Here is a 24,625-nt window from a genome sequence, read left to right on the forward strand (position 1 = left end):
GATCAGGTTATGATCTGGTCGACTGTTAGCGGCGTGTCAGGTGATTGATGGATGAGTTGAGAGACTCGGCTATTGATCGGGGTTGGGATCGCGTACTGTTGGCCGAGTTTGATGATTTCGCCCTGTAGACTGTCGATTTCGGTCGGGCGACCCGCCGTCAGATCATAAGCCATCGAGGTGCGCGCATTGGGGTCGATGGTCAGCATTTTTGCCGCAATTCGTGTAAAAATTGGCGTTGGCAGACGTAGAATGTGCGGTGTCATCCATGCGGGTAGTGGCGTTGTGGAGGTGGCCTCGATCTCGGCGACTTTCAAAACACGCTGCGCCTCGGCCATCTGATCAGCCATCAGGCGACGCCAGTTTCGGTCGAGCAGTTGGTTTTGCAAGGTCAGGCCGGACAATGCGTTCAATGCATTGTTGAGGTTGATCACCAGCTTACCCCATTGCACTGCCTCGATCTGGTCGCTTTCGCTGACGGGTAGATCTGGGGCGCTTAGGCGTTCAGCCAGAGACCGGGAGCCACGCTCGATGACGATCTCGCCCGATGTGGCGCGGTGATAGGTTGCCGGGCCCGTCGGCACCACGTTGAAGGGCACCATTCCAGCCCGAACGTCGCGTCCGGGAAGAGCGGTGCGCAGGGTGCGGGCGTTCTCGAGCCCATTCTGCCAAGACAGAACCGGGGCCGTTTCCGTGGCGTATGCGGCGATCAGCGCTGCCATCTCGCCGGTCGCGCCTGTTTTTACCGTGACGATGACCAACTCGGCATCCCAGAGACAGGCAGGGTCTTCGCTGAGCGTGAGTTGTGCGGCGGCGACGTGACGATGCAGGTTCGAGAAATCTGTCACCGTCAGCCCCTGTCCCCGGATGGCGTTCAGCACCCGCGCGCGACCCAGCAGTGTCACGCTGTGTCCCGCTGCGGCCAGCAATGCGCCGCAAAAGCAGCCAATGCTGCCTGCACCGGCGATGACGATATTCATGGCTTACCTCCGCTGTGCCTCCAAGGATCGCCGGGATCGTTCAACGGAGCCAGCGTGACGTGAGGTCAGACGCGGGCGCGTCTGGGTCGGGTGCGTTCGAGGTCTTCCGAGATCGGAATGAACTCCTGATCATCACCGGGCGGCAGGTGGAAGGCGCCGTTCGCCCAGTCGGCAGTTTTCCATTCGCGTGTGGCGGTTTCTATCTTCTCCTTCGAGGAGGAGACGAAGTTCCACCAGATGTAGCGATCTTCGTTCAAGGTCGCGCCGCCCAGCAGCAACAGCCGCGCACCCAGTGGTCCGGCCTTCACGGACAGGTGATCGCCGGGGCGGAAGACCATCATGCGACCCGCCTCGAAGCTGTCGCCTGCGATCTCGACCGAGCCTGTGGTGACATAGACACCGCGATCCTCGTGATTGTCGGGCAGCGGGAAGGAGGCACCCGGTTCGAGCTGGACGTCGAGATAAAAGGTCTCGGACAGCATGGTGACCGGGCTGGTTTCGCCATAGGCGGAACCAAGGATCAGGCGGGCGCTGACGCCTGCATCCTGAATATGGGGCAACGCGCCCTGTTTGTGGTGTTCGAAATCGGGGGCCATATCTTCGTGAGTTTCGGGCAGGGCGATCCAAGTCTGGATGCCAAACAGGCTGTGTTTCTTGCCGCGTGTTTGGTCACTGGTACGTTCGGAATGGGTCACACCACGCCCAGCGACCATCCAGTTGACCTCGCCGGGATAGATCATCTGATGCGTGCCGAGACTGTCGCGGTGTTCAAACTCGCCCTGATATAAATAGGTCACGGTACCAAGTCCGATATGGGGATGCGGCCGTACGTCAATACCGCCTTCGGTGATGAATTCGGCCGGACCCATTTGGTCGAAGAAGATGAAGGGGCCGACCAGTTGCCGTTTGACCGAGGGTAGCGCGCGGCGCACCTCGAACCCGCCCAGATCACGGGCACGGGGGATGATCAGGCTGTCCAGCGCCGGGTTCTCGGACCGGCAGTCGGGGGTATGGGTCGGATTCCAGCTCATTCTCGCTCTCCCTTAGGTCAGGATCTGGCTTGGGCTTCAATATGTTTGATAATGTGGAATATAGTATGATTTATTATCTGGCATAGCGCATGAGTGCACATATACAGTGCACGATGGGCGGAAACGGCGGCAACGCTCACGTGACGGTGATGAAATGACCCGATCTTCAGACCAGCTTAACTCGGCTTTCGCAACAAACGTGCTAGATTGAGTATCAGGCCAGACAACATGCCCGTTATCGAAAGGAGCCCTCTCGATGTCGCACGTTCTTCTTACCCGCCGCAGCGCGTTGGTTACGGCGGGCTGTTTTGCAGCGCTAGGCACGGCCGGGCTGACCACGCCCGCGCGGGCGCAGGGCGTTGCACCGACCCCGTCCATGCGGGGCGGATCGAACAACTATCGCCCCGGCGCCCCTATTGTGCAGCGCATCGGCGGCGGAGGTTTCTGGATGACCGGCACCGTGCGCCGCGCAGGCGACGGTGCCCCCTTGCCCGGCCAACGTATCCAGATCTGGGCGCATACGACCGAGGGGCACGAGCGCGACCAGCGCAGCCATGGGGCGACGCTGACGGATGCGAACGGTGAATTTCGGCTTGAGATGCCACAAATCGTGCCCGCCTTTGGCCAACCGCACGGGCATCTGGCCTATGACAGCGGCGAATTCGAAACGGTTTTCCTACGCCCGGTGATGTCGAGCGCGAAGGATAAAACGCTTGCCGCGCATTTCGTCTTGCAGCCTGCCTGATACGTGTTGTGGCGCATACTGATCTGGGCAGCGTTGATTGTCGCCCTTCTGGTGCCGGTTATCGCGGCAGCATTCAGCCCTTATCTGGCGTGGCGCGAGCCGATCTACATCCTTGCCGGGTTTGCGGGCATCGTCGGGATGTGCCTTCTGCTGATGCAACCCTTGCTGACCGGACGCTGGTTGCCTGGGCTTTCACCTGTGCGCAGCCGCTTATGGCACAGGCGGTGCGGTCTGGCCCTTGTCGCAGCGATCGTAATCCATGTGGGCGGTTTGTGGATTACGAGCCCGCCGGATGTCGTGGACGCGCTTCTATTCGTATCAGCCACACCCTTTTCCGTCTGGGGTGTGATCGCGATGTGGACGGGTTTTGCTGCAGCAACGATGGGCGTTCTGCGCCTACGCCTGAACCTGCGATTTCGGCTCTGGCGTCTGGGGCACACAGGACTGGCGCTGGTAACCATTCTGGGCAGTGTCGTACACGCCCTGCTGATTGAGGGCACGATGGAGATCATGACCAAGATCGCATTGTGTGTGCTGGTAGTTCTGGCGTGCGTCGCTACGCTCGCCAGATTACGGGTCTGGGAAGTGTCCCGACGCGTTTAGTCCTCCCATACGCATACCGGGGCCGCGTCAGGCTGACAGGCGTTTGGCATAGGTCGCGCGATCTATTTCAACATCCCGCACGGTGATGCTGCCGACCGTGGGCGCAGACGCAGCCAGAACATTCAGAATGATCGCGTTCAACTCGGCGCGCGTTGCCTCATCTCGGCCTTGCAACAACAAGAGCGTGGCATGAATGAAGGTCTGCGGTTCGGTCCCGATGCGGAAATACGGAAACGAGGTGGCACGGATTTTGAGTGTTGGGGCATCGAATACTTCATGCGCGGCGAGCTCGGAATAGAGCTGCTCACAGATGGCTTGAAAATCATGAGTTTTTTCGAGCCCGGCAGAGAATTCCAGAGTGATGTGTGGCATTGGTTGCTCCGAGATTTAAGAGAGCCATCTATCGCTCTCCCAGATTGCTGTCGGCCTCAGACGCCCAGACACCAGCGCATCACGGCTTTTTGCGCATGCAGGCGGTTTTCGGCCTCGTCAAAGATCACCGAGTTCGGGCCGTCCATGACCTCGGATGTGGCCTCTTCTTCGCGGTGCGCAGGCAGGCAGTGCATGAACAACGCGTCTGGCTTGGCATGCGACATCAGCTCGGCGTTGACCTGATAGGGGCGCAGCATGTTGTGGCGGCGCTCCTTCGCGGATTGAGAATCGTGCATTGAGACCCAAGTATCGGCGACCACGAGGTCGGCCCCTTCAACAGCTTTGTGCGGGTCCCGTTCGATCACGATTTTCGAGCCCTTCTGGCGTGCAAGCCCCATGAATTCTTCTTCCGGGTCCAGCTGCGCCGGGCCGGTGAATGTCAGGTCGAAACCGAATTGACCGGCGGCATGCAGAAATGAAGCGCAGACATTGTTGCCGTCGCCGGTCCAAACGACCTTTTTTCCTGCGATGGGGCCGCGATGCTCTTCATAGGTCAGCACATCGGCCATGATCTGGCAGGGATGTGTACGATCGGTCAGACCATTGATGACGGGAACGTCCGAGTATTCGGACATCTCGGTCAGGATGGTTTCATCAAAGGTCCGGATCATGATCATGTCGACATAGCGCGACAGGACCCGGGCGGTGTCGGCGATGGTCTCGCCATGGCCCAGCTGCATGTCCTTGCCGGACAGCACCATGGTCTGCCCGCCCATTTGGCGCACGCCAACATCGAAGGACACGCGGGTCCGCGTTGATGGCTTTTCAAAGATCAGCGCAACCATGCGGCCTGCCAGAGGCTGCTCGTCGTCGGGGGCGGCTTTGGGACGCCCAAGGCGCGCCTGTTTCATCGCGCTGGCCTGATCGATCATGTTCCGCAGATCACCTGCGTCAGTTTTGTGGATATCAAGGAAGTGGTTCATTTTAATTCACTTTTTAATCAGGCGAGTTCAGGCCGAAGCCATTGCGTTTTCGACTTGTGCCGCAGTTTTCTCGAGGCGGATCAGGGCTTGTGCGATGTCATCCTCGGTGAGGGTCAGCGGCGGCAGCAGGCGGATCACGTTATCTGCGGCGGGAACCGTTATGACCTCGTTGTCATAGCCAGCGTTGACCACGTCGATATTGGTGGGCTTGCATTTCAGGCCTAGCATCAGGCCTGAGCCGCGCACCTCCTCGAATACTTCGGGGTGGTCCGCGATCAGGCCTTCGAGCTTCTGACGCAGCAGGCCTGCCTTGCGATTCACACCTTCGAGGAAGGCCGGAGTAGCGACCTGATCAATCACCGCGCAGCCAACGGCACAGCCCAAGGGGTTGCCGCCATAGGTCGAGCCGTGGGTGCCTGCCGTCATGCCGCTGGCGGCCTCTTCGGTGGCCAGAACCGCACCCAGAGGAAAACCGCCGCCGATGCCTTTGGCGACCATCATGATATCCGGCGTGATGCCGGCCCATTCATGGGCAAAGAGTTTGCCGGTCCGCCCCACGCCGCATTGGACCTCATCGAGGATCAGCAAAAGGCCGTTATCATCGCAAATCTGGCGCAGGGCTTTCAGCTCTGCATCCGGAACGGGGCGGATGCCGCCTTCGCCCTGAACCGGTTCGATCAGGATGGCCGCCGTGTTGTCGGTGATGGCGTTGGTGACACCGTCGAGGTCTCCGAATGTCAGATGGACAAAGCCTGGCAGCAGCGGGCCGAAACCTTTGGTCATTTTCTCTGACCCGGCGGCGGCGATACCCGCCGATGACCGGCCATGGAATGAGCCGTCGAAAGTGATGATCTCGACCTTCTCGGGCTGACCTTTGTCATAGAAATACTTGCGGGCCATTTTGACGGCCAATTCGCAGGATTCGGTGCCCGAATTGGTGAAGAACACCGTATCGGCAAAGGTGTGTTCCACCAGCTTGTCCGCCAGTGCCTGCTGTTGCGGGATGTTATAGAGGTTTGAAACATGCCACAGCGCATGCGCCTGTTCTGTCAGGGCCGCCACCAGCGCCGGATGCGCATGACCCAGCGCGTTTACCGCTATGCCCGCGCCCAGATCCAGAAAACGTCGGCCATCCGCCTCGGTCAGCCAGGCGCCTTCGCCCTTCACGAATGTCAGGGGCGCGCGGTTATAGGTCGGCAGAACGGACGGGATCATCGGATCATCCTTTTCGAATAGCTTGAGCCCTGTGAGTGATACACTGGGGCCATGGTCGTCAACTGATTTGGTGGGGTTTGCGCGGATTTGGACAGCGCAAATGGATCAAACGGGCCGATTATGCGGTCAGGCGTCGGCGTCGGAGGCGCAGGATATGTGCGGTATTGATCATGTGAAGCCATATAGCGGGGCGCACCGGGTCTGAAAACCCCGTTTTTGCGATCGGGGCAAAAATCATTCTGAGACCGGGATTTACCGCTTGTCATTTACCCGACGCTGGCGCACGGCTGAACCATGACACCGATACGTCAGAATCCTGCCCTTGCGGCCCTGCTGATCCTTGCGGCCAGCGCCCTTCTCGCAGGGACCACATTGCTGGCGAAAGCACTGGGGACGGATGTGCTTGGCCCTGCCCTGCATCCGATGCAGATCAGCCATGGACGGTTTCTGTTTGCCTTTCTGGTAATCGTGACAGCCGTCGGCATCATGCGCCCCCGTCTGAGCCGCCCGCATTGGGGTCTGCATATCGGACGGACAAGCTTCGGCTGGCTGGGGATCACGCTGATGTTTGCATCCGTTGCTTTCATACCGATTGCGGATGCGACGGCGATCTCGTTCCTGAACCCGGTCTTTGCCATGATGTTGGCGATCCCGCTGCTGAAAGAAGGTGTCGGCCCGTGGCGCTGGTTGGCCGCCATCGTGGCCTTGATCGGTGCCTTGGTTCTGTTGCGTCCAACGCCCGCTAGCTTTCAACCCGCTGCATTACTGGCCCTGACCGCAGCAGTGATAATTGGGATGGAACTGATCTTTATCAAAAAGCTCTCGGGCCGAGAAATACCGATCCAGATTCTGCTGATCAACAATGCGATGGGTCTGACCATTGCGACAGTCGCGGTAAGTTTCATTTTCCAGATGCCGACGCCTCAGCAATGGGCGGCGCTGGCCTCGATTGGTGTGCTAATGGCCTGTGCGCAGGCTTGTTTCGTCAACGGAATGGCGCGGGCGGATGCCTCTTTTGTGGCTCCGATCAGCTACGCTACCCTGATCTTCGCTGCCTTCTACGATTTCGCGGTATTCAAGGTGATACCGGATGGGATCAGCCTGATCGGCTCGGCCATCATCCTGACCGGAGGTCTGATTCTGGTCTGGCGCGAGGCGATACACCGTCAGGCCTTGAGCCGGTAGCCGGTGCGCAACATCTGCCAGGTCAATCCTCCAACCAACAACGTCGCGCTGGCGCAGATCGCCATGCCCAACCAAGGAGAGCTGTCGGACACGCCGATCATCCCATAGCGCAACCCGTCAATCAGATAGAAGACAGGGTTCGCATGGCTTAGCCGATTGAGCACTGGCGGTAGCGCCTGCACAGAATAGAACGTGCCGGACAAGAAAGCCAAAGGCGTGACGATGAAATTGGTGATCGCCGCCATCTGGTCGAACTTGTTGGCAAAAATCCCGGCAAAAAGCCCAAGCGCGCCCATGAACGCGCCACCTAAAACCACGAATATCAGTGCGATCAGCGGGTTCTGCGGCACGATGCCCAGAACCAACGCCAGAGCGATTGCGACAACAAGGGCGATCAGGATTCCGCGGGCGATGCCTCCGGCCAGATAACCCAACAGGATTTCCAGCGGCGATAGCGGCGGCATCAGCGTATCGACGATATTGCCCTGAACCTTGGCGATCACCATCGATGACGATGTATTGGCAAAGGCGTTCTGAATCACGGTCATCATCATGATGCCCGGTGCCAGAAAGGTCAGAAACGGCACCCCCATCACATCCGGTCGGCTGGGACCAATGGCAATGTTGAAGATCAGCAGGAACAGGCCTGCCGTCACCAGCGGTGCCAGCAGGGTCTGCGTCCACACGGCCAGAAAGCGCAGGGTTTCGCGCTGCGCCAGTGTATAGAGGCCCATCCAATTCACCGCGCCAAAGCGGCGTGCGTCGTGATCCATGAGATTATGCATGCTCTGCCCCATACCTGATTCGAAGACCGCTTGTAACTCGGGCCGCAGTGTTTAGAATAGGGCGCTGAGATGATTTCCCAAGGCGGCCCGAATCCGGGGCCGCTTTCCGCTTTTGAAAGGCAAATGATGTCCTGGACTGACGAGCGTGTAGAGCTGCTGAAAAAGATGTGGGGCGAGGGCCAGTCGGCCAGCCAGATCGCCAAGGAACTGGGCGGCGTGACCCGCAATGCGGTGATCGGCAAGGTGCACCGTCTGGGTCTGTCGAATCGCGCCACCGGTGCAAGCCCGGCAAAGGCCGAGCCTAAGGAAAAACCGGCCCCCGCGCCCAAGGCCGAGGCCAAACCGAAACCGACACCCAAGACTGAACCGGCCCGTCCGGTGCCAGCCCCCGAGGCCAAACCGGTCACCCCGGCCCGTCGCCAGATCATACCCGCCGGCCAGCCGCTGCCTCCGCAACCGTCGGCCAATGAGATCAGCCCCGAGGCTTTGGCCAAGGTCAACGAGATTGAAAAGAAGGCCAAGAAGCTGTCTTTGATGGAGCTGACCGAAAAGACCTGCAAATGGCCCGTCGGCGACCCCGCGACCGAGGATTTCTGGTTCTGCGGCCTGCCGGTCGAGGCAGGCAAACCCTATTGCGAGGCACATGTGGGCGTGGCGTTCCAGCCGATGAGCTCGCGCCGGGATCGTCGGCGGTAGAAGTTAATTTTGCGCGCCTGTATTCGTGGCGTGGCATTAGCATTTTCTTAACTGCCCACCCGTCACAAAACAGGTGGGCAGTGATTTTTTGATCAGAGAGATTTCGCTATTCGGCCGGACCTAAAATACAAAACCTTGTTCTGTGTCTATGCTGTGCTGATCTTTGCGGCCTACATACAGCCCGTAAATCCGTACTTGTTCGAAGCTGACGCGGACAAGAAAGCCCTTCTTTTCCTCTTTCGCGGCCTGTTTTTGTCCTTGTGGCTCATTCCAGCCATACCCGCATTCATCGGCGGTTTTATTTTGCTGGGCATGAAGCCTATCCCGCGACTTCTTGCCAGATTTCTTGCGGGTATCTCAGTCGTTCTAGGGCTGTTTCTGACACTGGCATCTGGCGTTTTTGGACCCTTTACCGATACCCAAGCCTTACATGGCACCAGTTTGACCATTGCCATCGCATCCAGCTTTCTCATCTGGTCGGGTCACGATGGGAAACCACAACCTTCAAGGGTGGCAAAGGTTGGTATTTTGGTCGCGACCCTGATTGCTCTTTGGTCTGTGTTAACAGTTCCGATGGTTCTTGTTCAGGCACGCCTGATCTCAAATGGCGCGCCTTATTGCATCGCCGAACATGCAGAGAACTCTCCGGTCGAAGCCTTGTTCGAACTGCGCGGATTTTCGTTCTACACCACAAAGATAGGATACAAATCCACTTCGAAGTGGTACTTCCACGGTCTCATGATCGTGGATAATCCCGATGAACAAAGGGTTTACAACTGGTCTCCAAGGCGATGGCGTTTCGATCTGATTGAACGTCCGGATGCACTACTCAAGCCTGTTAGAAACGCCTGCGTTCCAAGTTGATCGCTATTGCGCCGGATGCGACGGTAAGTCCGGCATCGGGACCCAGCGGGGCAGTTCGTCTGGTGAGACCGAAACGTGTAGGCGCTCGGACCGGTCACGGCCAACTTTGCGATGCTTGCGCAGCAGGAAAATCTTGCCCCAGCCGCGCCATGTGCCGACCGAGCGGGCATGGGTGTCGGTGGGGAAGCGGTCGCGCCAGCCGTCGGGCAATGGTAGGCCGTGCAGTTCGGCCTTGTCCAGCATCCAGATCAGCGAGATGTTGCTGAGGGGGCGGGCCTCTTCGAACCCGTTCAGCTGGCCGCCAACATCGCCGTGGGTGCCGCGGAACCAAACCTGCTCGATATGGCCTTTGAAGTCAGGCGTGCATTTCCACAGCACCGGCTCGAACACTTCGCGGGTCTCGTCCAGCGCCATGGCGTGATAGCCGTGGCGGGTGGCCGGGCCAAGCTGGTGGTTGTGGAAGGCGTGGCGTTCCTCGGCCCAGCGCCAGAGCAGCGGCAGGCGCAGGCCCAGCGCCTTGACCGTGTCCCAGACGCCGACCATCTCGATGGCGACATCCTCGTGACAGAACTCCCGACGAAAGACCGCCGCCGCTTCGCCATTGGCGTTACATTCATAGTGTCGATAGGCCTGTTTGATATTGCGGACAGTGGCGTGTTCGGCCTTGAGCAACCCGATAGCATCGATCACGCCCGCAAGGCTGCGGACCCCGTATGCGCCGCGTGAATAGCCGATGAAAAAGATCTTATCACCGGGTTTGTAACGCGAAGCCAAATAACCATAGGCCCGACGAATCTGACGGTTGATACCCCGCCCCATCATCACGTCCATAGTCGACTTCCAGCTTTCCCACTGCACGCCGGATTCGTAGAAAACCGAAACCTGGCTGCCCATCTCGCAGCACAGGCGCAGAGTCTGGCCCGCGTGGGTTTCCCGCCCTGCTTCCAGCGTCGACATGGTGCCGTCAAGAATGATGACATGGCTGACAGGTTCGCGGTGGCGCGTTTCGGCCGAGTGCTCGGACCGCAGAGGCCGTCCGAGCCATCCCAGTACCTTTCTACTCAGCCGCGACAGAACCATGCGTCAACAATTCCCAAACTTTGTGAGGTGTGAAAGGCATATCCGCCTGCCGCACCCCGTGATCCCAGAGCGCATCCTGTACCGCGTTCGCCACTGCGGCCAGTGCGCCCACGGTGCCTGCCTCGCCACAGCCTTTCATCCCCATCGGGTTGGCGGTTGACGGAACCGGCGCCGAGGTAAACTCTATCATGGGTATCTCAGCAGCGCGGGGCAAGGCGTAGTCCATGAACGAAGCCGTGAGCAGTTGCCCCTCGGCATCATGAACAACATGCTCGGTCAGTGCTTGGCCGATACCCTGCACTACCCCGCCATGCACCTGCCCCTCGGCCAGCATCGGGTTGATAAGATTGCCGAAATCATCCACCACCGTGTAGCGGTCGACCCATGTTTCACCAGTGAAAGAATCGATAACGACTTCGGCAACATGTGCACCATTGGGATAGCTGCGTGCATCTAGCGTAGCGCGGGCTTCGTGCTGCAACAGATCGGTGCGCCCGTCAGCGCGCGCCATCTCGGCCGCCTCGGTCAGCGTGGGGGTCAGGTTGGACCCCGGCGCGCGGAAGGTTTCATGGTCGAAGGTCACATCGCTTTCCTCGACCCCCATCTTATCCGCAAGATAGGGCGTGAATGCGGCGATCATCGTATCAACTGTGACCAGTGTCGCGTTGCTTTGGGTCGTGACCGAGCGTGATCCGCCGGTTCCGCCGCCCTGCGCCAGCCTGTCCGTGTCGCCTTGCACAACATTGATCAGGTGCGAAGGAATCCCTGTCTGGTCCGATAGGAACTGGGCATAGACGGTCTCGTGCCCTTGCCCATTGGACTGAGTGCCGACATAGAGGTTCACCGTTCCGTCCTCGCAAAACTCGATCTTCGCGCCTTCGGAAGGGTCTCCCAAAATACTTTCGATATAGTAACAAAGCCCCTGCCCCCGGATCAGGCCGTTTTCCGCATCCGCCGCTTTGCGGGCCTCAAAGCCCGTAGTCTGTTCGGCGGCGCGGCTGAGGACCATGTTGAACTCACCCACATCATAGGTTTCGCCGGTTGCGGTCTTATAGGGGAAGGCTTCGGGTCGGATGAAATTCTTGCGCCGCAACTCCCACGGATCAATCCCCAACTCACGCGCAGCACGGTCCATGACGCGTTCCAGCACATAGATCGCCTCGGGTCGCCCGGCACCGCGATAGGCGTCGACCTGCGTGGTGTTGGTGAAGAATCCTTCGACCCGCAAGTAGGTGGTCTGAACATCGTAGACACCCATCAAAACCTTACTGAACAGGCTGGTCTGGATCGCCTGCGCGAAATGGCTGTTATAAGCGCCAAGGTTGATCTTGCTGTGGACCCGGTAAGCAGTGATCTTGTGATCGGCATCAAAGGCGAGCTCCGCCAGTGAGGTCAGGTCGCGGCCGTGGTGATCGGACAACATCGCTTCGGACCGGTCCGACATCCAGTGCACCGGCTGGCCCAGTTTCATGGCAGCAACAGCAACGGTGAAATATTCGGGATAAGGCATCGCCTTCATACCAAATCCGCCGCCGACATCTGGCGTAGTGACGCGGATCGCCTCGGGGTCCAGTTTCAGCTTTTGTGCCAGTTGCGCTTTCATCCCCCAGACACCCTGCCCGCCATATGAGAAATGCATACGGCCATCCGACCAATCGGCCTGACAGCCACGCGGTTCGATCGAGCTCACGATGACCCGGTTGTCATGCACGTTCAGCGCGACGGTGCGCGCCGCTGCCTGAAAGGCGGCATTGGTCGCCTTCTCATCACCCAAGCCCCAGTCAAAGGCGCGGTTGTCGGGGGCTTGTGGATGCAAAGGTTCGCCACCCGCAGCGACATCCATCTTGACCGGCAGGTCTTCGGTTTCCATCCAGATCAATTCGACTGCATCGCGGGCCTGTAACAACGAGTCGGCAATGACGACCGCAACGGGTTCTCCGACGAAACGCACGCGGTCCTTGGCCAGCATGTTCCGCTCAGACGCAGCGCCTTGACTGCCGTCGCGGTTGGCGACTGTAGTCGCGTTCATCACCGTATCGATCCCGGCAGCAGTCAGATCTTCCAGCGTCATGACCAAGCGCACCCCATCCGCTGTACGTGCATCTTCAAGGTCCAGCGACGTGATCGTGGCATGCGCCACCGGGCTGCGAAAGAATGCTGCGAACAGCGCATTCTCGGGCACAGAATCGTCCATGTATTGCCCCTGCCCGGTCAGAAACCGCTGGTCCTCGGTCCGTTTGATGGGCTGGCTTTTGCCGAATTTTTCCATGGGATGATCCTCTGGCTGCCTGAATGCGCGACCCTAGCGTGAAGCAGGACCTTGTCCAGTGGCTGAGAAAATTAACCCCGCACGGTCTGAAAGCGACATTCATGTCTGGAAACAGCGTTGCGCGCCGATCTGGGCCGCGCCTAGGCTGAACCTAAATTCAGTCGAGTGGAGGTTTCCATGCCCAAAGAAATCAAGCTGACGAATGGCCGATTGGACAGCCAAAGTGCCGAGGCCTATTGGGATGATGGGTTTATATTTCCGATCCCCGTGTTCTCTGCCGCAGAAGCCGCCGGGTACCGTGCCGAGTTGGAAGATGTCGAGGCCAGCTGGCGCGAGGCTGACCTGCCGCTACCCCTGAACATGTACAAACGCATCAACGCGCATGTGGTGATGCCATTTGCCACTCGCATCGCGTTGGACCCGCGCGTTTTGGACGTTGTCGAAGGTGTTTTGGGCCCAGACCTGCTGTTGTGGTCGGCTGAGCTGTTCATCAAGGAACCGCGCACGACGCAAGTGGTGGGCATGCATCAGGACCTGACATATTGGGGTATGGGTGAAACCTCGGACCAGTTGACCGCCTGGATCGCCCTATCCCCTGCGACGGTTGAGAGTGGCTGCATGGATTTCGTGAAGGCCAGCCACAAGAACCCGATCCTGCCGCATAATGATACGTTTTCCGACAACAACCTGCTGTCGCGCGGGCAAGAGGTGGCAGTCGATGTCGCAGAGGAAGACAAAACCCATATCGAGTTGCAGCCCGGCCAGATGTCGCTGCACCATGGGCTGACCATTCACGGGTCAGGGCCGAACGTATCTGATGATCGTCGAATTGGCCTGGCTATCCGTTATCTCAACCCCAATGCGCAGCAAAAAGTGGCGGATCGCGACTATGCCATTCTGGCGCGGGGCGAGGACCGGGTGGGGAATTTCATCCATATCCCTGAGCCGACCGAGCTGTTTGCTCCTGAGGCGCTGGACCTGCACGCGCGCATCCGCAGCGATCAGGCCAAGGCGATGGGGCAAGGGGCCAGCGAAAAGCTGGATCTTTATGCGCCCGCCCCATCAAATCCCGGCTGATCATTGCAGGACCGCCGCGCAGGGCCTTCCCCTTCCTGCGTCCATTCGCTATTGCAGGCGCTGACCCGATATTGTTGACGCAGGACGCATCCCATGGCGATGGAAAAGACATTCAACGCGGCCGAGGCCGAGGCCCGCATCTATCAGGCCTGGGAAGCGGCCGGAGCCTTCAAGGCAGGCGCGAACAAATCGCGCGACGAGAGTTTTACCATCATGATCCCGCCACCGAACGTGACGGGTGCGCTGCATGTGGGCCACGCGTTCAACAACACGCTGCAGGATGTTCTGACCCGCTGGCACCGGATGCGCGGGTTCGACACGCTATGGCAGCCCGGTCAGGACCACGCTGGTATCGCCACGCAGATGCAGGTGGAAAAGATGTTGGCCAACACCCAGCAGCCGGGACGTCGTGAGCTGGGACGTGAGGCGTTTCTGGACAAGGTCTGGGAATGGAAGGGAGAATACGGCGGCACGATCATCGAGCAGCTCAAGCGCCTGGGCTCGTCCTGCGATTGGTCGCGCAACGCCTTCACCATGGCGGGTGCGCCGCGTGACCCGCGCACCGGGCACGAAAATTCTGCGAATTTTCACGACGCGGTGATCAAGGTCTTTGTCGACATGTACGAAAAGGGTCTGATCTATCGCGGCAAGCGGTTGGTCAACTGGGACCCGCATTTCGAGACCGCGATTTCGGACCTTGAGGTCGAGAATATCGCAGTTGCGGGCCATATGTGGCACTTCAAGTATCCGCTGGCGGGCGGTGAGACCTATACCTACGTCGAGAAAGATGAGGACGGGAATATCGTGCTGGAGGAAGAGCGCGACTATATCTCGATCGCCACGACCCGCCCCGAAACCATGCTCGGCGACGGCGCAGTTGCGGTTCACCCATCCGATGAGCGCTATGCGCCCATCGTCGGAAAACTTTGCGAAATCCCGGTAGGCCCGAAAGAGCATCGCCGTCAGATCCCGATCATCACCGATGATTACCCTGATCCAGATTTCGGCTCGGGCGCGGTGAAAATCACCGGTGCACATGACTTCAACGACAATATGGTCGCCAAGCGCGGCGGCATTCCAATGTATCGCCTGATGGACACCAAAGGCGCAATGCGCGCCGATGGTGCGCCTTATGCCGAAGAGGCGGACAAGGCGCAGGAATACGCGCGCGGGCGAGAGTTCACCGAGAACGAGATCGACGCGATCAACCTGATCCCTGATCATCTGCGCGGCCTCGACCGGTTCGAGGCACGTGCGAAGGTGGTTGAGGAGATCACTGCAGACGGTCTGGCTGTCATGACTCGCGCGGATGATCAACGTCTGGGTTCGACCGCTTTAAAGCCGGAACACGAAGGCGCGGACAAGCTGGTGCCGCTGGTCGAAAGCAAACCGATCATGCAGCCCTTCGGCGACCGCTCGAAAGTCGTCATCGAGCCGATGTTCACCGACCAATGGTTCGTCGACGCCGCCAAGGTCGTCTGCCCTGCGCTGGACGCGGTCAAGGACGGCACTGTCAAGATCATCCCCGAGTCGGGCGAGAAGACCTATTACCACTGGCTGGAAAACATCGAGCCGTGGTGCATCTCGCGCCAGCTATGGTGGGGGCATCAGATACCGGTTTGGTATGGTCTCGATCTCTCGGCTGAGAATTTCAAGGACGACGAAAACGACGGCGACCTTGATTTGGTCGAATTGGGTCGTTTGCTCAACGAAGGCGGCATGCTGCATCGTGGCAATGTCATGGAATGCGCGGCAAGCCTTGAGGCCGTTACAGAGAAATTCCTCGACGACAATGCCAATATACCCAGCCCGCTGAGCCACGCGACGGTCATCGAAGTTGCCGATAAGCAGGAAGCGATCCATCAGTTCGCCGAAAGCCTTGCTCAATACGCAGTCGAACAAGACCCGACCAAGCTGGTCTACCCGGTCTGGCGCGACCCCGACGTGCTCGACACATGGTTCTCTTCCGGCCTCTGGCCTATCGGCACGCTGGGCTGGCCTGAAAAGACTGAAGAGTTAGAGCGCTATTTCCCAACCGATGTGTTGATCACCGGCTTTGACATCCTGTTCTTCTGGGTCGCGCGGATGATGATGATGCAACTGGCGGTGGTGAACGAAATCCCGTTCCACACCGTGTATCTGCACCAGCTCGTCCGCGACGAGAAGGGCAAGAAGATGTCCAAAACCACCGGCAACGTGATCGACCCGTTGGAGATCGTGGACGAATTCGGTGCTGACGCGCTGCGCTTTACTAATGCCTCAATGGCGGCTATTGGCGGGGTACTGAAACTGTCGCGCGAGCGCATCACAGGTTACCGAAACTTCGGCACCAAACTGTGGAACGCCGTCCGCTTTGCCGAGATGAATGAGGTCTTCACCGACGCTGTCCCGCAACTGGACGTGACTGACCTGAAACCCAAAGCCGCCGTGAACCGCTGGATCATCGGTGAAACCGCCCGTGTGCGGGAAGAGGTCGACGCGGCGCTGGAAAGCTATCGTTTCAACGACGCGGCCAACGGGCTCTACGCCTTTGTCTGGGGCAAGGTCTGCGACTGGTACGTGGAACTCTCTAAACCCTTGCTGCAAGGCGACGACACCGAGGCACAGGCCGAGACCCGCGCCACCATGCGCTGGGTTCTGGATCAGTGCATGGTTCTGCTGCACCCGATCATGCCTTTCATCACCGAAGAGCTGTGGGGCCTGACCGGTAAGCGTGCCAAAATGGTTGTACACGCAGATTGGCCGACCTATGCGGCTGCCGACCTGATCGACGCGGATGCGGATCGAGAAATGAACTGGGTGATCTCGGTGATCGAAAACACCCGCTCGGCCCGCGCACAGATGCGGGTTCCTGCTGGCCTCTACGTGCCGATGCTGGTGACTGAGATTGACGCGCACGGCCAAGCGGCATGGGACCGCAACGAAGCGCTGATCAAACGTCTGGCGCGGATCGACAGCCTGACCAAGGCGGATGAACTGCCAAAGGGCACGATCTCGATTGCCGCCCCCGGTGCCTCCTTTGGCCTGCCACTGGCGGACATCATCGACATTGGTGCGGAAAAGGAACGGCTGGAAAAAGCCAAAGGCAAGTTGGCCAAGGAACTCGGCGGTCTGCGCGGACGCCTGAACAACCCGAAATTCGTGGCATCGGCCCCGGAAGAGGTTGTTGCGGAAGCCAAAGCTAACCTTGCCGCCCGCGAAGAAGAAGAAGCCAAGCTAAACGAAGCTCTCGCCCGTTTGGCTGAAATCGCCTGATCTTTTTCCTGCTGCTGATATATTGAAATCGAACCTCACCACCCAACCGGCGGTGAGGTTTTTCTTTACCCTCAGAGCTTTCCCCTTGTTCACGCCACGCCCCGCTTGTTAGCACTTCGGCGAAACAACCTGGCGAGGCACTGACGATGCGATCTTTCCCTCCGATGCAGACCGTCTCAACCGGGTTGGTTGTGGCCATTGTCGGGTTCTTCAGCTCGTTTCCCATCGTACTGCAGGGGTTGGGCGCGATGGGAGCTTCATCGCAGGAAGCCGCCTCGGGTCTGATGAGTGCGGCGATTGCCATGGGGCTTGCAGCCATCGTCCTCAGCCTGCGGTACAAAATGCCGATCAGCGTTGCGTGGTCGACTCCGGGGGCCGCTCTGTTAGCCGTCTCGGCCACCCCGGTCGAGGGATTTTCAGGCGCGATTGGTGCGTTCCTGTGCGCCGGAGCATTAACGGTTCTGGCAGGGCTGTGGAAGCCGCTGGGACGATTGGCAGCAGCAATTCCCACAACACTGGCGCAAGCAATGCTGGCAGGCGTGCTCTTGCCACTATGCCTTGTGCCCTTCAAGGCGGCGATCGAGATTCCATGGCAGGCGTTGCCGGTGATCCTGACGTGGTTTGTCGCGGGCCGTTTCAATCGATTGATCGCGGTTCCGGCAGCTGTGGTCGCGGCGGCTATCATTGTGTCGCTGAACGCAGGAGATGCCCAATTGATGCCGGATCGTTTGATCGCGGCTCCGATCTGGACCATGCCATCATTCTCGGTCGCGTCGGCCATCGGGATCGGCGTACCGCTGTTTATCGTCACGATGGCGACACAGAATATCCCCGGCGTCGCGGTGATGCGCAGCTTTGGCTTTGATCCTGTTCCCGGCCGGTTGTTTTCATCCGTCGGTGGCGCAAGCATGCTTTCGGCCCCTTTCGGGGCGCCCGCAACCTGCCTGGCCGCAATCACCGCAGCGATGTGTTCCAACGAGGAAAGCCACCCCGATCCGGCGCAGCGTTATTGGTCGGCAATCATGGGTGGCGTGTTCTACTGCCTCTTCGGTATCTTTGCCGTGGCGATCACCAGTTTTGCCGCCCATGCCGACCCGCTGCTTATGGGCACTCTGGCAGGTGTGGCCCTGATCGGGGTCCTGGCCAATGCCATGCATGCCGCGCTGGACGTCCCTGTCGAGCGCGAAGCGGCTATTTTGACACTGGCCATTACGGCCTCTGGCATAACGGTTTTTGGGTTGGGCGCGGCAGTCTGGGGGCTGTTGGCTGGGGGTATCGCATATCTGGCAACAAACCGAGTGCGCTGAGCCCTTTCATCAGAACCCCTCAGGCGGTAAAATGAGCGCATGTTCGGATCGCTTGGAAAACTGATTGAACGCCAGATCATAAAGGCGCAGGCCGAAGGCCAACTGCAGGGTCTTGAAGGCGAAGGTGCCCCGTTACCCGACCGCTCGGGCGAGGCACAAGGCGATCCCGCCATTGCTGCGGGTCATCGGATCATGGCGCAGGCCGGAGTGCTACCCGAGGAGTTCGACATCAAGAAACAGCTCGACGCCGCCCGCAAGGAGTTTGCAGCGCTGCCTGACAATCAGGACCGCAGGGCCGCAATGAAAAAGATTGCTGATCTTGAGATGCGATACAACATGGCCCGCGATGCACGGCGCGCATTCATGCGGTGATCATTTGAACTCGGGCTTTCGGCCCTGCATCTGTGCCATGACAACTTCCATTTGATCCGACTTACCGATCAGGTCGACCTGTTCGGTAGACTCGGCCAACAGCACATCAGCACGGTCACGGGTTTCGGCCACATCAATCAACCGTTTGGCGGCGCGGATGGCGGACGGGCTTTTACCCGCGATGTCCTCGGCCAGCGCCAGCGCTTCGGTCAGGGGATCATCCGACAGTTTGGTAACAAGCCCCCAATCTGCCGCCTGTGGCGCTCCGATAGGGCGGGCGGTATAGGTCAGCAGGCGCAGCACGTCCGAGCGCACGAGCTCTGGCAGCAGAACCATGCCGCCCATGTCGGGGATAATGCCCCATTTCATCTCCATCACTGCCAGCTTGGCTTCGGGATGCACGATGCGGATGTCGGCACCCAGCGCGATCTGTAGCCCACCGCCATAGGCGACGCCTTGAATAGCGCAGATCACCGGCACTGGGACGCGCCGCCAGATCAAGGCAAGTTCCTGCATTTCGTTGGCATCTTCGTGGCTGCGGGTCATCAGCCATTCGCTTGGGTCTGTGTGTGCCATGCTGGCAAAGCTGGCCATATCGAGCCCTGCGCAAAAGCTCTTGCCCTCTCCCGATAGCACCACGGCGCGGATATCGGCTGCGGCGACTTCTTGGCCGGCCGAAAGGATCGCCTTGATCATCGCATCGTCCAGCGCGTTCATCTTGTCGCCGCGAGTCAGCGTGACATGGGCGATGTGGTCTTTGTATTCGACGGATACGCGGGACATGGGACCTCCGGGGCGTGATTTGCTGTATAAACATGCCAGCAAGACGCCAGCAGCGCCACAGCGACGTCAGGGCAAACCGCGCATCCGAAGCCTCCTTTGAACTTCTGGCAAGGCTTGCCCCGCCTGATCGGTTGCGCTTATCTGCGGCCATGACTGGTCCTCGTTATACCCCGCTTGCCCTCACGCTGCCCGCGACCGTGCCTTTTGTCGGCCCCGAAACGCAGGAGCGCCAACGTGGCGCGCCCTTCGTGGCCCGGATCGGTGCGAATGAAAGCGTGTTTGGCCCGTCCCCGCGCGCCATCGATGCAATGCAACGGGCCGCAGGCGAGATATGGATGTATGGCGATCCCGAGAATTACGAACTACGCCATGCGCTGGCGGTACATCATGGGGTTGCGCCTGAAAATATCGTGGTTGGCGAAGGCATTGACGGGTTGCTGGGCTATCTGGTGCGCCTGCTGGTTGGTTACGGCGATGCAGTTGTGACTTCGGATGGAGCTTATCCGACTTTCAATTACCACGTGGCCGGGTTTGGTGGGGTATTGCACAAGGTCCCCTACCGCGACGATCACGAGGACCCGACGGCACTGTTCGCCAAAGCGGCGGAGGTAGACGCCAAGTTGGTCTATCTGGCCAACCCGGACAACCCGATGGGAACATGGCATGCAGGTAAGGATATCGTGTCCGCTCTGGAGGCTTTGCCAGAGGGCTGTTTGGTGGTTCTTGACGAGGCATATGTCGAATGCGCGCCCGAGGGGACCGCTGCACCTGTCGCTGCTGATGATTCACGTGTGATCCGGATGCGAACGTTTTCCAAGGTTTATGGCATGGCCGGGGCGCGGGTAGGCTATGCTATCGGCTCATCCGAGTTGATTGCGAGCTTCAACAAAGTGCGCAACCATTTCGGCATGAACCGAGCCGCGCAGGCAGGGGCATTGGCCGCGCTAAAAGATGAAGATTGGCTGACGCATGTGCAGCAAAGGATTGCCGGGTCCCGGAACCGCATCGAAGAGATTTCACGGTCGAATGGTCTGGTGCCTTTGCCGTCTGCGACAAACTTTGTGGCGATTGATTGTGGGCGCGATGGGGTGTTTGCCAAGGCCGTGTTGGACACGCTCGTTGAACAAGGCGTGTTCGTGCGGATGCCATTTGCCGCGCCCCAGAACCGGTGCATTCGGGTCAGCTGCGGAGGTGAGGCGGAAATGGCGGCGTTTGAAGCTGCTCTGCCCACGGCCTTGGCAAAAGCCCGAGCCTCGTAAAGGGGGCTGTCTGCCCCCTATCGCGCCCATGCGCGATTTCCCCCGAAGGTATTTCGGGCCAGATGAAGAGGCGGATCGGGCTTATCCGGCCAGCGTCGCGGCGGCGGCTTCGAGCGCACCCTGACCACGGGGGATATCGAGCGCAGCCATAGCGGTTTCGACGCCACCCAGCATGGCCATGACCATTTGAGCGTTTACGTGCCCCATGTGGCCAAGGCGGAAGCAGCCGTCCCAATCCTCCATTCCCAGACCGATGCCCAGCGTCAGACCCAGTTGGGTTTCGGTATAGCTGCGCAGCGGCGTGCCGCGCCCCTCTGCCAACCTCAGAGCAGTGACGGCGTGGCTGCGATGGGCGGGGTCGGTGACGTTGAAATGCAGCGCGCCACCTTGCGCCCAGATTTCGCAGGCGGCCCAGATGGCCGTTGCCAGGTGTTCATGGCGGGCCCAGACCTGTTCGATCCCTTCGCCATGGATCAGGTCGAGCGCCGCGCGCAGGCCATACAGGTGGTGGGTTGGCGCGGTGCCGTTGAAATACTGATAGAACAGATCGGGATTGGCGCGCGGCTGCCAGTCCCAATAATGCGAGACGCGGGGCATTGTGGCGCGCTTGGCTTGCGCCTTGTCGTTGAAGAAGACAAAGCCGGTGCCCGCCGGGGTCATAAGCCCCTTTTGGCAAGCCGTGACAGTGACGTCGACACCCCAGGCATCCATCTCGAACCGGTCGCAGCCCATCGACGCGATGCAGTCAGCCATCAGCAAGGCTGGGTGGTCAAGGTCGTCGAGCAACGCTCGCAGAGCCGGGATATCGTTGCGGATCGATGTGGACGTATCGACGTGGACCGCAAGGACCGCTTTGATCTTGTGGCTGGTATCGTTACGCAGGGCCTCGGCGATGCGGTCAAGATCCCAGGGCGAGGACATTCCGAAATCGATCAGGTCAACCTTGGCGCCGATTCCTTCGGCCATCTCGGCCCAACCGTGGGTGAATCGGCCAGAGGCCGGGGCAAGCACGGTTTCACCGGGTGCAATGACGTTGGAAAGCGCAGCCTCCCATGTACCGTGGCCGTTGGCGATATAGATGGCGACGTTGTGCTGGGTTCCGGCAACGCGTTTCAAGTCTCGGGTGAGCGCGGGCATCATCTCGATCAATTCGCCGTCATAGATATTGGGCGACGGACGGTGCATCGCCTGCAGCACCGTATCGGGCATGACCGAAGGGCCGGGGATGGCCAGATACTCGCGCCCATGCGCGAGGGAGGTTTGGTTTGTCATGAGGGCAACCTGTTTGAATTGAGGCCTACCCTAGCGTCTTGCCCTGCGGCGTCAATCCAGCAGACTGGCGGCCTCGCGGGCAAGTGTTTCGATCCCGGACCAATCACCGTTTTGAACCATCTGCTTGGGCGCGACCCAGCTGCCGCCGGCGCAGACAACATTCGACAGCGACAGGTAATCGAGGGCATTTGACGGCGATACGCCACCAGTTGGGCAGAAGGTGATCTGCGGTAGCGGTGCGCCGATGGCTTTTAGGGCGGGAGCCCCTCCTGAGGCCTCGGCGGGGAAGAATTTCAGCATGTCATAGCCCTTTTCCAGCAGAGCCATGGCTTCGCTTGCAGTAGCCGCACCGGGGAGAAGGGGCAGACCTTCGGCTTCGCAGGCGGCGATCAGGGCATCGGTCGCACCGGGCGAGACGCCGAACTGAGCGCCAGCCTCTTTGGCAGCGCGGACATCTTCGGGCGTGACCAGTGTACCCGCCCCGACAACACCGCCGGGGACGTTGGCCATGGCGCGGATCGCGTCGAGCGCGGCGGGAGTGCGCAAGGTGACTTCAAGCGCCGGGAGGCCACCGGCGACCAAAGCTTCGGCCAACGGGCGCGCATGGGCCGCGTCGTCGACGACCAGGACTGGAACAATCGGGGCCAGCGCGCAGATCTCGCGGGTGCGTTGGGTTTTGGACATTGGGTTACACTCCGAAAATGCTGGCGCCGGTGTCGGCTGAGCCGACATTCTGACGGAAGGCGCCGAAGAGGTCACGACCAACGCCGTGTTGGTTTGCCGTAAGGTCGGCGGTGGCCGGATTGCGGTCGAGAACACCGGGGGTCAGGATTTCCAACTCGCCCTTGACCGCATCAACGCGCAACAGGTCACCGTCTTGCAGATAGGCGATCGGTCCACCATCCAGCGCCTCGGGGCAGACATGGATGGCGGCGGGCACTTTGCCGGATGCGCCCGACATACGGCCATCGGTGACCAGAGCCACCTTCTGCCCCCTGCCCTGCAGGATCGACAGGATCGGCGTCAGCGAATGAAGTTCAGGCATACCGTTGGCTTTTGGCCCTTGGAAGCGAACAACAACGATGACGTCATCGGTGAATTCTCCGGCTTTGAAAGCGGCTTTAACGGCGTTCTGGTCGTGGAATACACGCACGGGCGCTTCGACCACTTGGTGTTCAGGTGCTACAGCCGACACCTTCATGACCCCTGTGCCCAGATTGCCCGTCAAGCGAGAGAGCCCGCCCGTGGGTTGGAACGGGTCTTTGGCCGGGCGAACGATCTTTTCGTTCAGACTGTGGCCCGCGCCCTCTTCCCAGACCAACTCGCCGTCTTTCAGCTTGGGTTCTTTGGTGTAGTTGTGCAGGCCCTGCCCCGCGACAGTGAGCGTATCGGGGTGCAGCAAGCCATCTTCCAGCAGCGTGCCGATGGCAAAGCCCAGGCCACCCGCAGCGTGGAAGTGGTTCACGTCTGCCAGACCGTTGGGATAGACGCGCGCGACCAAAGGCACGACAGCGGAGATGTCGGAAAAATCCTCCCAGTCCAGCACGATACCACCGGCACGCGCCATGGCGATCAGGTGGATCAGTAGGTTAGTGGAACCGCCGGTGGCCATCAGGCCGACGATGCCATTGACGAAAGCGCGCTCGTCAAGGATCTGGCAGACCGGTGTGTAGTGATTGCCCAACGCGCTGAGAGACAGGGCGCGGCGCGCGCCTTCCTCGGTCAGGGCATCGCGCAGGGGGGTGTTGGGGTTGATGAAGCTGGACCCTGGCAGGTGCAGGCCCATGAATTCCATCAGCATCTGGTTGGTGTTGGCAGTTCCGTAGAAGGTGCAGGTGCCGGGGCCGTGATATGCGGCCATTTCGGCCTTCATCAGCTCTTCGCGGCCCACCTCTCCGGCGGCGAATTTCTGGCGGACCTTGGCCTTTTCGTCATTCGGCAGGCCACTGGTCATCGGTCCTGCAGGCAGGAAGACGGCAGGAAGATGCCCAAAGGCTTGCGCGCCGATGATTAGGCCGGGCACGATCTTGTCACAGACGCCCAGGAAAACGGCGGCGTCATAAGTGTTGTGGCTTAGCGCCACTCCGGTCGCCAGCGCGATCACATCGCGCGAGAACAGAGATAGTTCCATCCCCGCCTCGCCTTGCGTGACGCCGTCGCACATGGCTGGCACGCCGCCTGCAACCTGCGCTGTGCCGCCTGCTGCGCGGATCGCATCGCGGATCAGGGCCGGGTAGCGTTCGAAAGGCTGATGGGCCGAGAGCATATCGTTATAGGCGGTAACGATCCCCAGATTGCCAGCCGTGCCGGCGGCCATGGAGTCCTGATCTTCGCCCGCCCCGGCATAGGCGTGGGCCTGCCCGCTGCAGGACAGGTGCGCACGCGCAGGGCCTTTGGATTTGGCCTGCTCCATTCGTTCAAGATGCGGGCCACGCAGATCGGCGCTGCGGTCGATGATGCGTTTGGTGACGTCGGATATAACTGTGTTGACCATG

The 24,625-nt window shown here is 59.9% G+C and carries 22 protein-coding genes; 10 read left to right on the top strand and 12 right to left on the bottom strand.

Translation table 11 applies throughout. The features are described from left to right. Window positions 1–2: 2 nt before the first annotated feature. Both ACR0BI_RS06980 and ACR0BI_RS06985 read right to left on the bottom strand, forming a co-directional pair. On the bottom strand, window positions 3–977 hold the full coding sequence (locus ACR0BI_RS06980; protein ID WP_480561182.1) for a 2-dehydropantoate 2-reductase: 975 nt from the start codon (window positions 975–977) through the stop codon (window positions 3–5). 65 nt (window positions 978–1,042) lie between these two features. Continuing rightward, the gene (locus tag ACR0BI_RS06985) at window positions 1,043–2,008 is read right to left on the bottom strand and encodes a pirin family protein (RefSeq protein WP_170424227.1); all 966 of its coding nucleotides are present in this window, start codon (window positions 2,006–2,008) and stop codon (window positions 1,043–1,045) included. Between the two features lie 256 nt (window positions 2,009–2,264). Between ACR0BI_RS06985 and ACR0BI_RS06990 the strand changes: the two genes are divergently transcribed. Next, a complete protein-coding gene (locus tag ACR0BI_RS06990) occupies window positions 2,265–2,753 on the top strand; it encodes a peptidase associated/transthyretin-like domain-containing protein (RefSeq protein WP_170397223.1) in 489 nt (162 codons plus the stop codon). Between the two features lie 6 nt (window positions 2,754–2,759). Next, window positions 2,760–3,356: a ferric reductase-like transmembrane domain-containing protein gene (locus ACR0BI_RS06995; RefSeq protein ID WP_480561181.1), complete on the top strand. Its 597-nt coding sequence runs from the start codon at window positions 2,760–2,762 to the stop codon at window positions 3,354–3,356. A gap of 27 nt (window positions 3,357–3,383) precedes the next feature. Here the strand turns inward: ACR0BI_RS06995 and ACR0BI_RS07000 are convergent, their stop codons facing one another. From ACR0BI_RS07000 to ACR0BI_RS07010, 3 genes are read right to left on the bottom strand one after another with little or no spacing between them, the layout of a single operon-like run. Further along, a complete protein-coding gene (locus tag ACR0BI_RS07000; protein ID WP_170647577.1) occupies window positions 3,384–3,728 on the bottom strand; it encodes a 5-carboxymethyl-2-hydroxymuconate Delta-isomerase in 345 nt (114 codons plus the stop codon). A 56-nt stretch (window positions 3,729–3,784) separates the two neighbouring features. Continuing rightward, window positions 3,785–4,711 carry an ornithine carbamoyltransferase gene (gene argF / locus ACR0BI_RS07005; RefSeq protein WP_170404219.1) on the bottom strand — a complete coding sequence of 309 codons (927 nt, stop codon included), beginning with the start codon at window positions 4,709–4,711 and terminating at the stop codon, window positions 3,785–3,787. A 27-nt stretch (window positions 4,712–4,738) separates the two neighbouring features. Continuing rightward, on the bottom strand, window positions 4,739–5,926 hold the full coding sequence (locus ACR0BI_RS07010) for an acetylornithine transaminase (RefSeq protein WP_480561180.1): 1,188 nt from the start codon (window positions 5,924–5,926) through the stop codon (window positions 4,739–4,741). Between the two features lie 294 nt (window positions 5,927–6,220). Between ACR0BI_RS07010 and ACR0BI_RS07015 the strand changes: the two genes are divergently transcribed. After that, window positions 6,221–7,111, top strand: coding sequence for a DMT family transporter (locus ACR0BI_RS07015; protein WP_480561179.1), 891 nt, complete (start codon window positions 6,221–6,223; stop codon window positions 7,109–7,111). On the opposite strand, the gene ACR0BI_RS07020 is transcribed toward ACR0BI_RS07015, so the two are convergent. After that, window positions 7,093–7,896, bottom strand: coding sequence for an ABC transporter permease (locus ACR0BI_RS07020; RefSeq protein WP_170397238.1), 804 nt, complete (start codon window positions 7,894–7,896; stop codon window positions 7,093–7,095). The genes ACR0BI_RS07015 and ACR0BI_RS07020 overlap by 19 nt on opposite strands. A gap of 126 nt (window positions 7,897–8,022) precedes the next feature. Here ACR0BI_RS07020 and ACR0BI_RS07025 point away from each other — a divergent pair, with 126 nt between their 5' ends. Next, window positions 8,023–8,592, top strand: a complete 570-nt coding sequence (locus tag ACR0BI_RS07025) for a GcrA family cell cycle regulator (protein WP_170397240.1) — start codon at window positions 8,023–8,025, stop codon at window positions 8,590–8,592. A 195-nt stretch (window positions 8,593–8,787) separates the two neighbouring features. After that, window positions 8,788–9,456, top strand: a complete 669-nt coding sequence (locus ACR0BI_RS07030; protein ID WP_480878335.1) for a hypothetical protein — start codon at window positions 8,788–8,790, stop codon at window positions 9,454–9,456. Between the two features lie 3 nt (window positions 9,457–9,459). Here the strand turns inward: ACR0BI_RS07030 and ACR0BI_RS07035 are convergent, their stop codons facing one another. Both ACR0BI_RS07035 and ACR0BI_RS07040 read right to left on the bottom strand, forming a co-directional pair. Next, on the bottom strand, window positions 9,460–10,536 hold the full coding sequence (locus tag ACR0BI_RS07035; protein WP_170597010.1) for a T6SS phospholipase effector Tle1-like catalytic domain-containing protein: 1,077 nt from the start codon (window positions 10,534–10,536) through the stop codon (window positions 9,460–9,462). Next, window positions 10,514–12,805, bottom strand: a complete 2,292-nt coding sequence (locus tag ACR0BI_RS07040; protein ID WP_480561177.1) for a xanthine dehydrogenase family protein molybdopterin-binding subunit — start codon at window positions 12,803–12,805, stop codon at window positions 10,514–10,516. Before ACR0BI_RS07040 ends, ACR0BI_RS07035 begins: the two co-directional genes overlap by 23 nt. Window positions 12,806–12,982: 177 nt before the next feature. Between ACR0BI_RS07040 and ACR0BI_RS07045 the strand changes: the two genes are divergently transcribed. The 4 genes from ACR0BI_RS07045 to ACR0BI_RS07060 all read left to right on the top strand — a co-directional run bounded on the left by ACR0BI_RS07045 (window position 12,983) and on the right by ACR0BI_RS07060 (window position 18,816). Continuing rightward, on the top strand, window positions 12,983–13,882 hold the full coding sequence (locus ACR0BI_RS07045) for a phytanoyl-CoA dioxygenase family protein (protein WP_170404230.1): 900 nt from the start codon (window positions 12,983–12,985) through the stop codon (window positions 13,880–13,882). 93 nt (window positions 13,883–13,975) lie between these two features. Further along, window positions 13,976–17,137: a valine--tRNA ligase gene (locus tag ACR0BI_RS07050; protein WP_480561176.1), complete on the top strand. Its 3,162-nt coding sequence runs from the start codon at window positions 13,976–13,978 to the stop codon at window positions 17,135–17,137. A 146-nt stretch (window positions 17,138–17,283) separates the two neighbouring features. Then, window positions 17,284–18,444: a benzoate/H(+) symporter BenE family transporter gene (locus ACR0BI_RS07055; RefSeq protein WP_170424251.1), complete on the top strand. Its 1,161-nt coding sequence runs from the start codon at window positions 17,284–17,286 to the stop codon at window positions 18,442–18,444. A gap of 39 nt (window positions 18,445–18,483) precedes the next feature. Continuing rightward, on the top strand, window positions 18,484–18,816 hold the full coding sequence (locus ACR0BI_RS07060; protein ID WP_480561175.1) for a DnaJ family domain-containing protein: 333 nt from the start codon (window positions 18,484–18,486) through the stop codon (window positions 18,814–18,816). On the opposite strand, the gene ACR0BI_RS07065 is transcribed toward ACR0BI_RS07060, so the two are convergent. Further along, complete coding sequence (locus ACR0BI_RS07065; RefSeq protein WP_480561174.1) at window positions 18,817–19,599, bottom strand: crotonase/enoyl-CoA hydratase family protein; 783 nt, start codon at window positions 19,597–19,599, stop codon at window positions 18,817–18,819. Window positions 19,600–19,748: 149 nt separating this feature from the next. On the opposite strand from ACR0BI_RS07065, the gene ACR0BI_RS07070 reads away from it, so the two are divergent. After that, window positions 19,749–20,858 (top strand): pyridoxal phosphate-dependent aminotransferase, encoded by a 1,110-nt coding sequence (locus ACR0BI_RS07070; RefSeq protein WP_480561173.1) that lies wholly within the window; start codon window positions 19,749–19,751, stop codon window positions 20,856–20,858. 81 nt (window positions 20,859–20,939) lie between these two features. Here ACR0BI_RS07070 and ACR0BI_RS07075 read toward each other — a convergent pair whose 3' ends face one another. The 3 genes from ACR0BI_RS07075 to edd are packed head-to-tail and all read right to left on the bottom strand — an operon-like array spanning window position 20,940 to window position 24,624. Beyond that, complete coding sequence (locus ACR0BI_RS07075; RefSeq protein WP_480561172.1) at window positions 20,940–22,130, bottom strand: pyridoxal-phosphate-dependent aminotransferase family protein; 1,191 nt, start codon at window positions 22,128–22,130, stop codon at window positions 20,940–20,942. A 51-nt stretch (window positions 22,131–22,181) separates the two neighbouring features. Then, window positions 22,182–22,814 carry a bifunctional 4-hydroxy-2-oxoglutarate aldolase/2-dehydro-3-deoxy-phosphogluconate aldolase gene (locus tag ACR0BI_RS07080; RefSeq protein WP_170397269.1) on the bottom strand — a complete coding sequence of 211 codons (633 nt, stop codon included), beginning with the start codon at window positions 22,812–22,814 and terminating at the stop codon, window positions 22,182–22,184. 4 nt (window positions 22,815–22,818) lie between these two features. Beyond that, on the bottom strand, window positions 22,819–24,624 hold the full coding sequence (edd, locus tag ACR0BI_RS07085; protein WP_480561171.1) for a phosphogluconate dehydratase: 1,806 nt from the start codon (window positions 24,622–24,624) through the stop codon (window positions 22,819–22,821). Window position 24,625 lies beyond the last annotated feature (1 nt).

This window comes from Ruegeria sp. E5, from assembly GCF_056534105.1.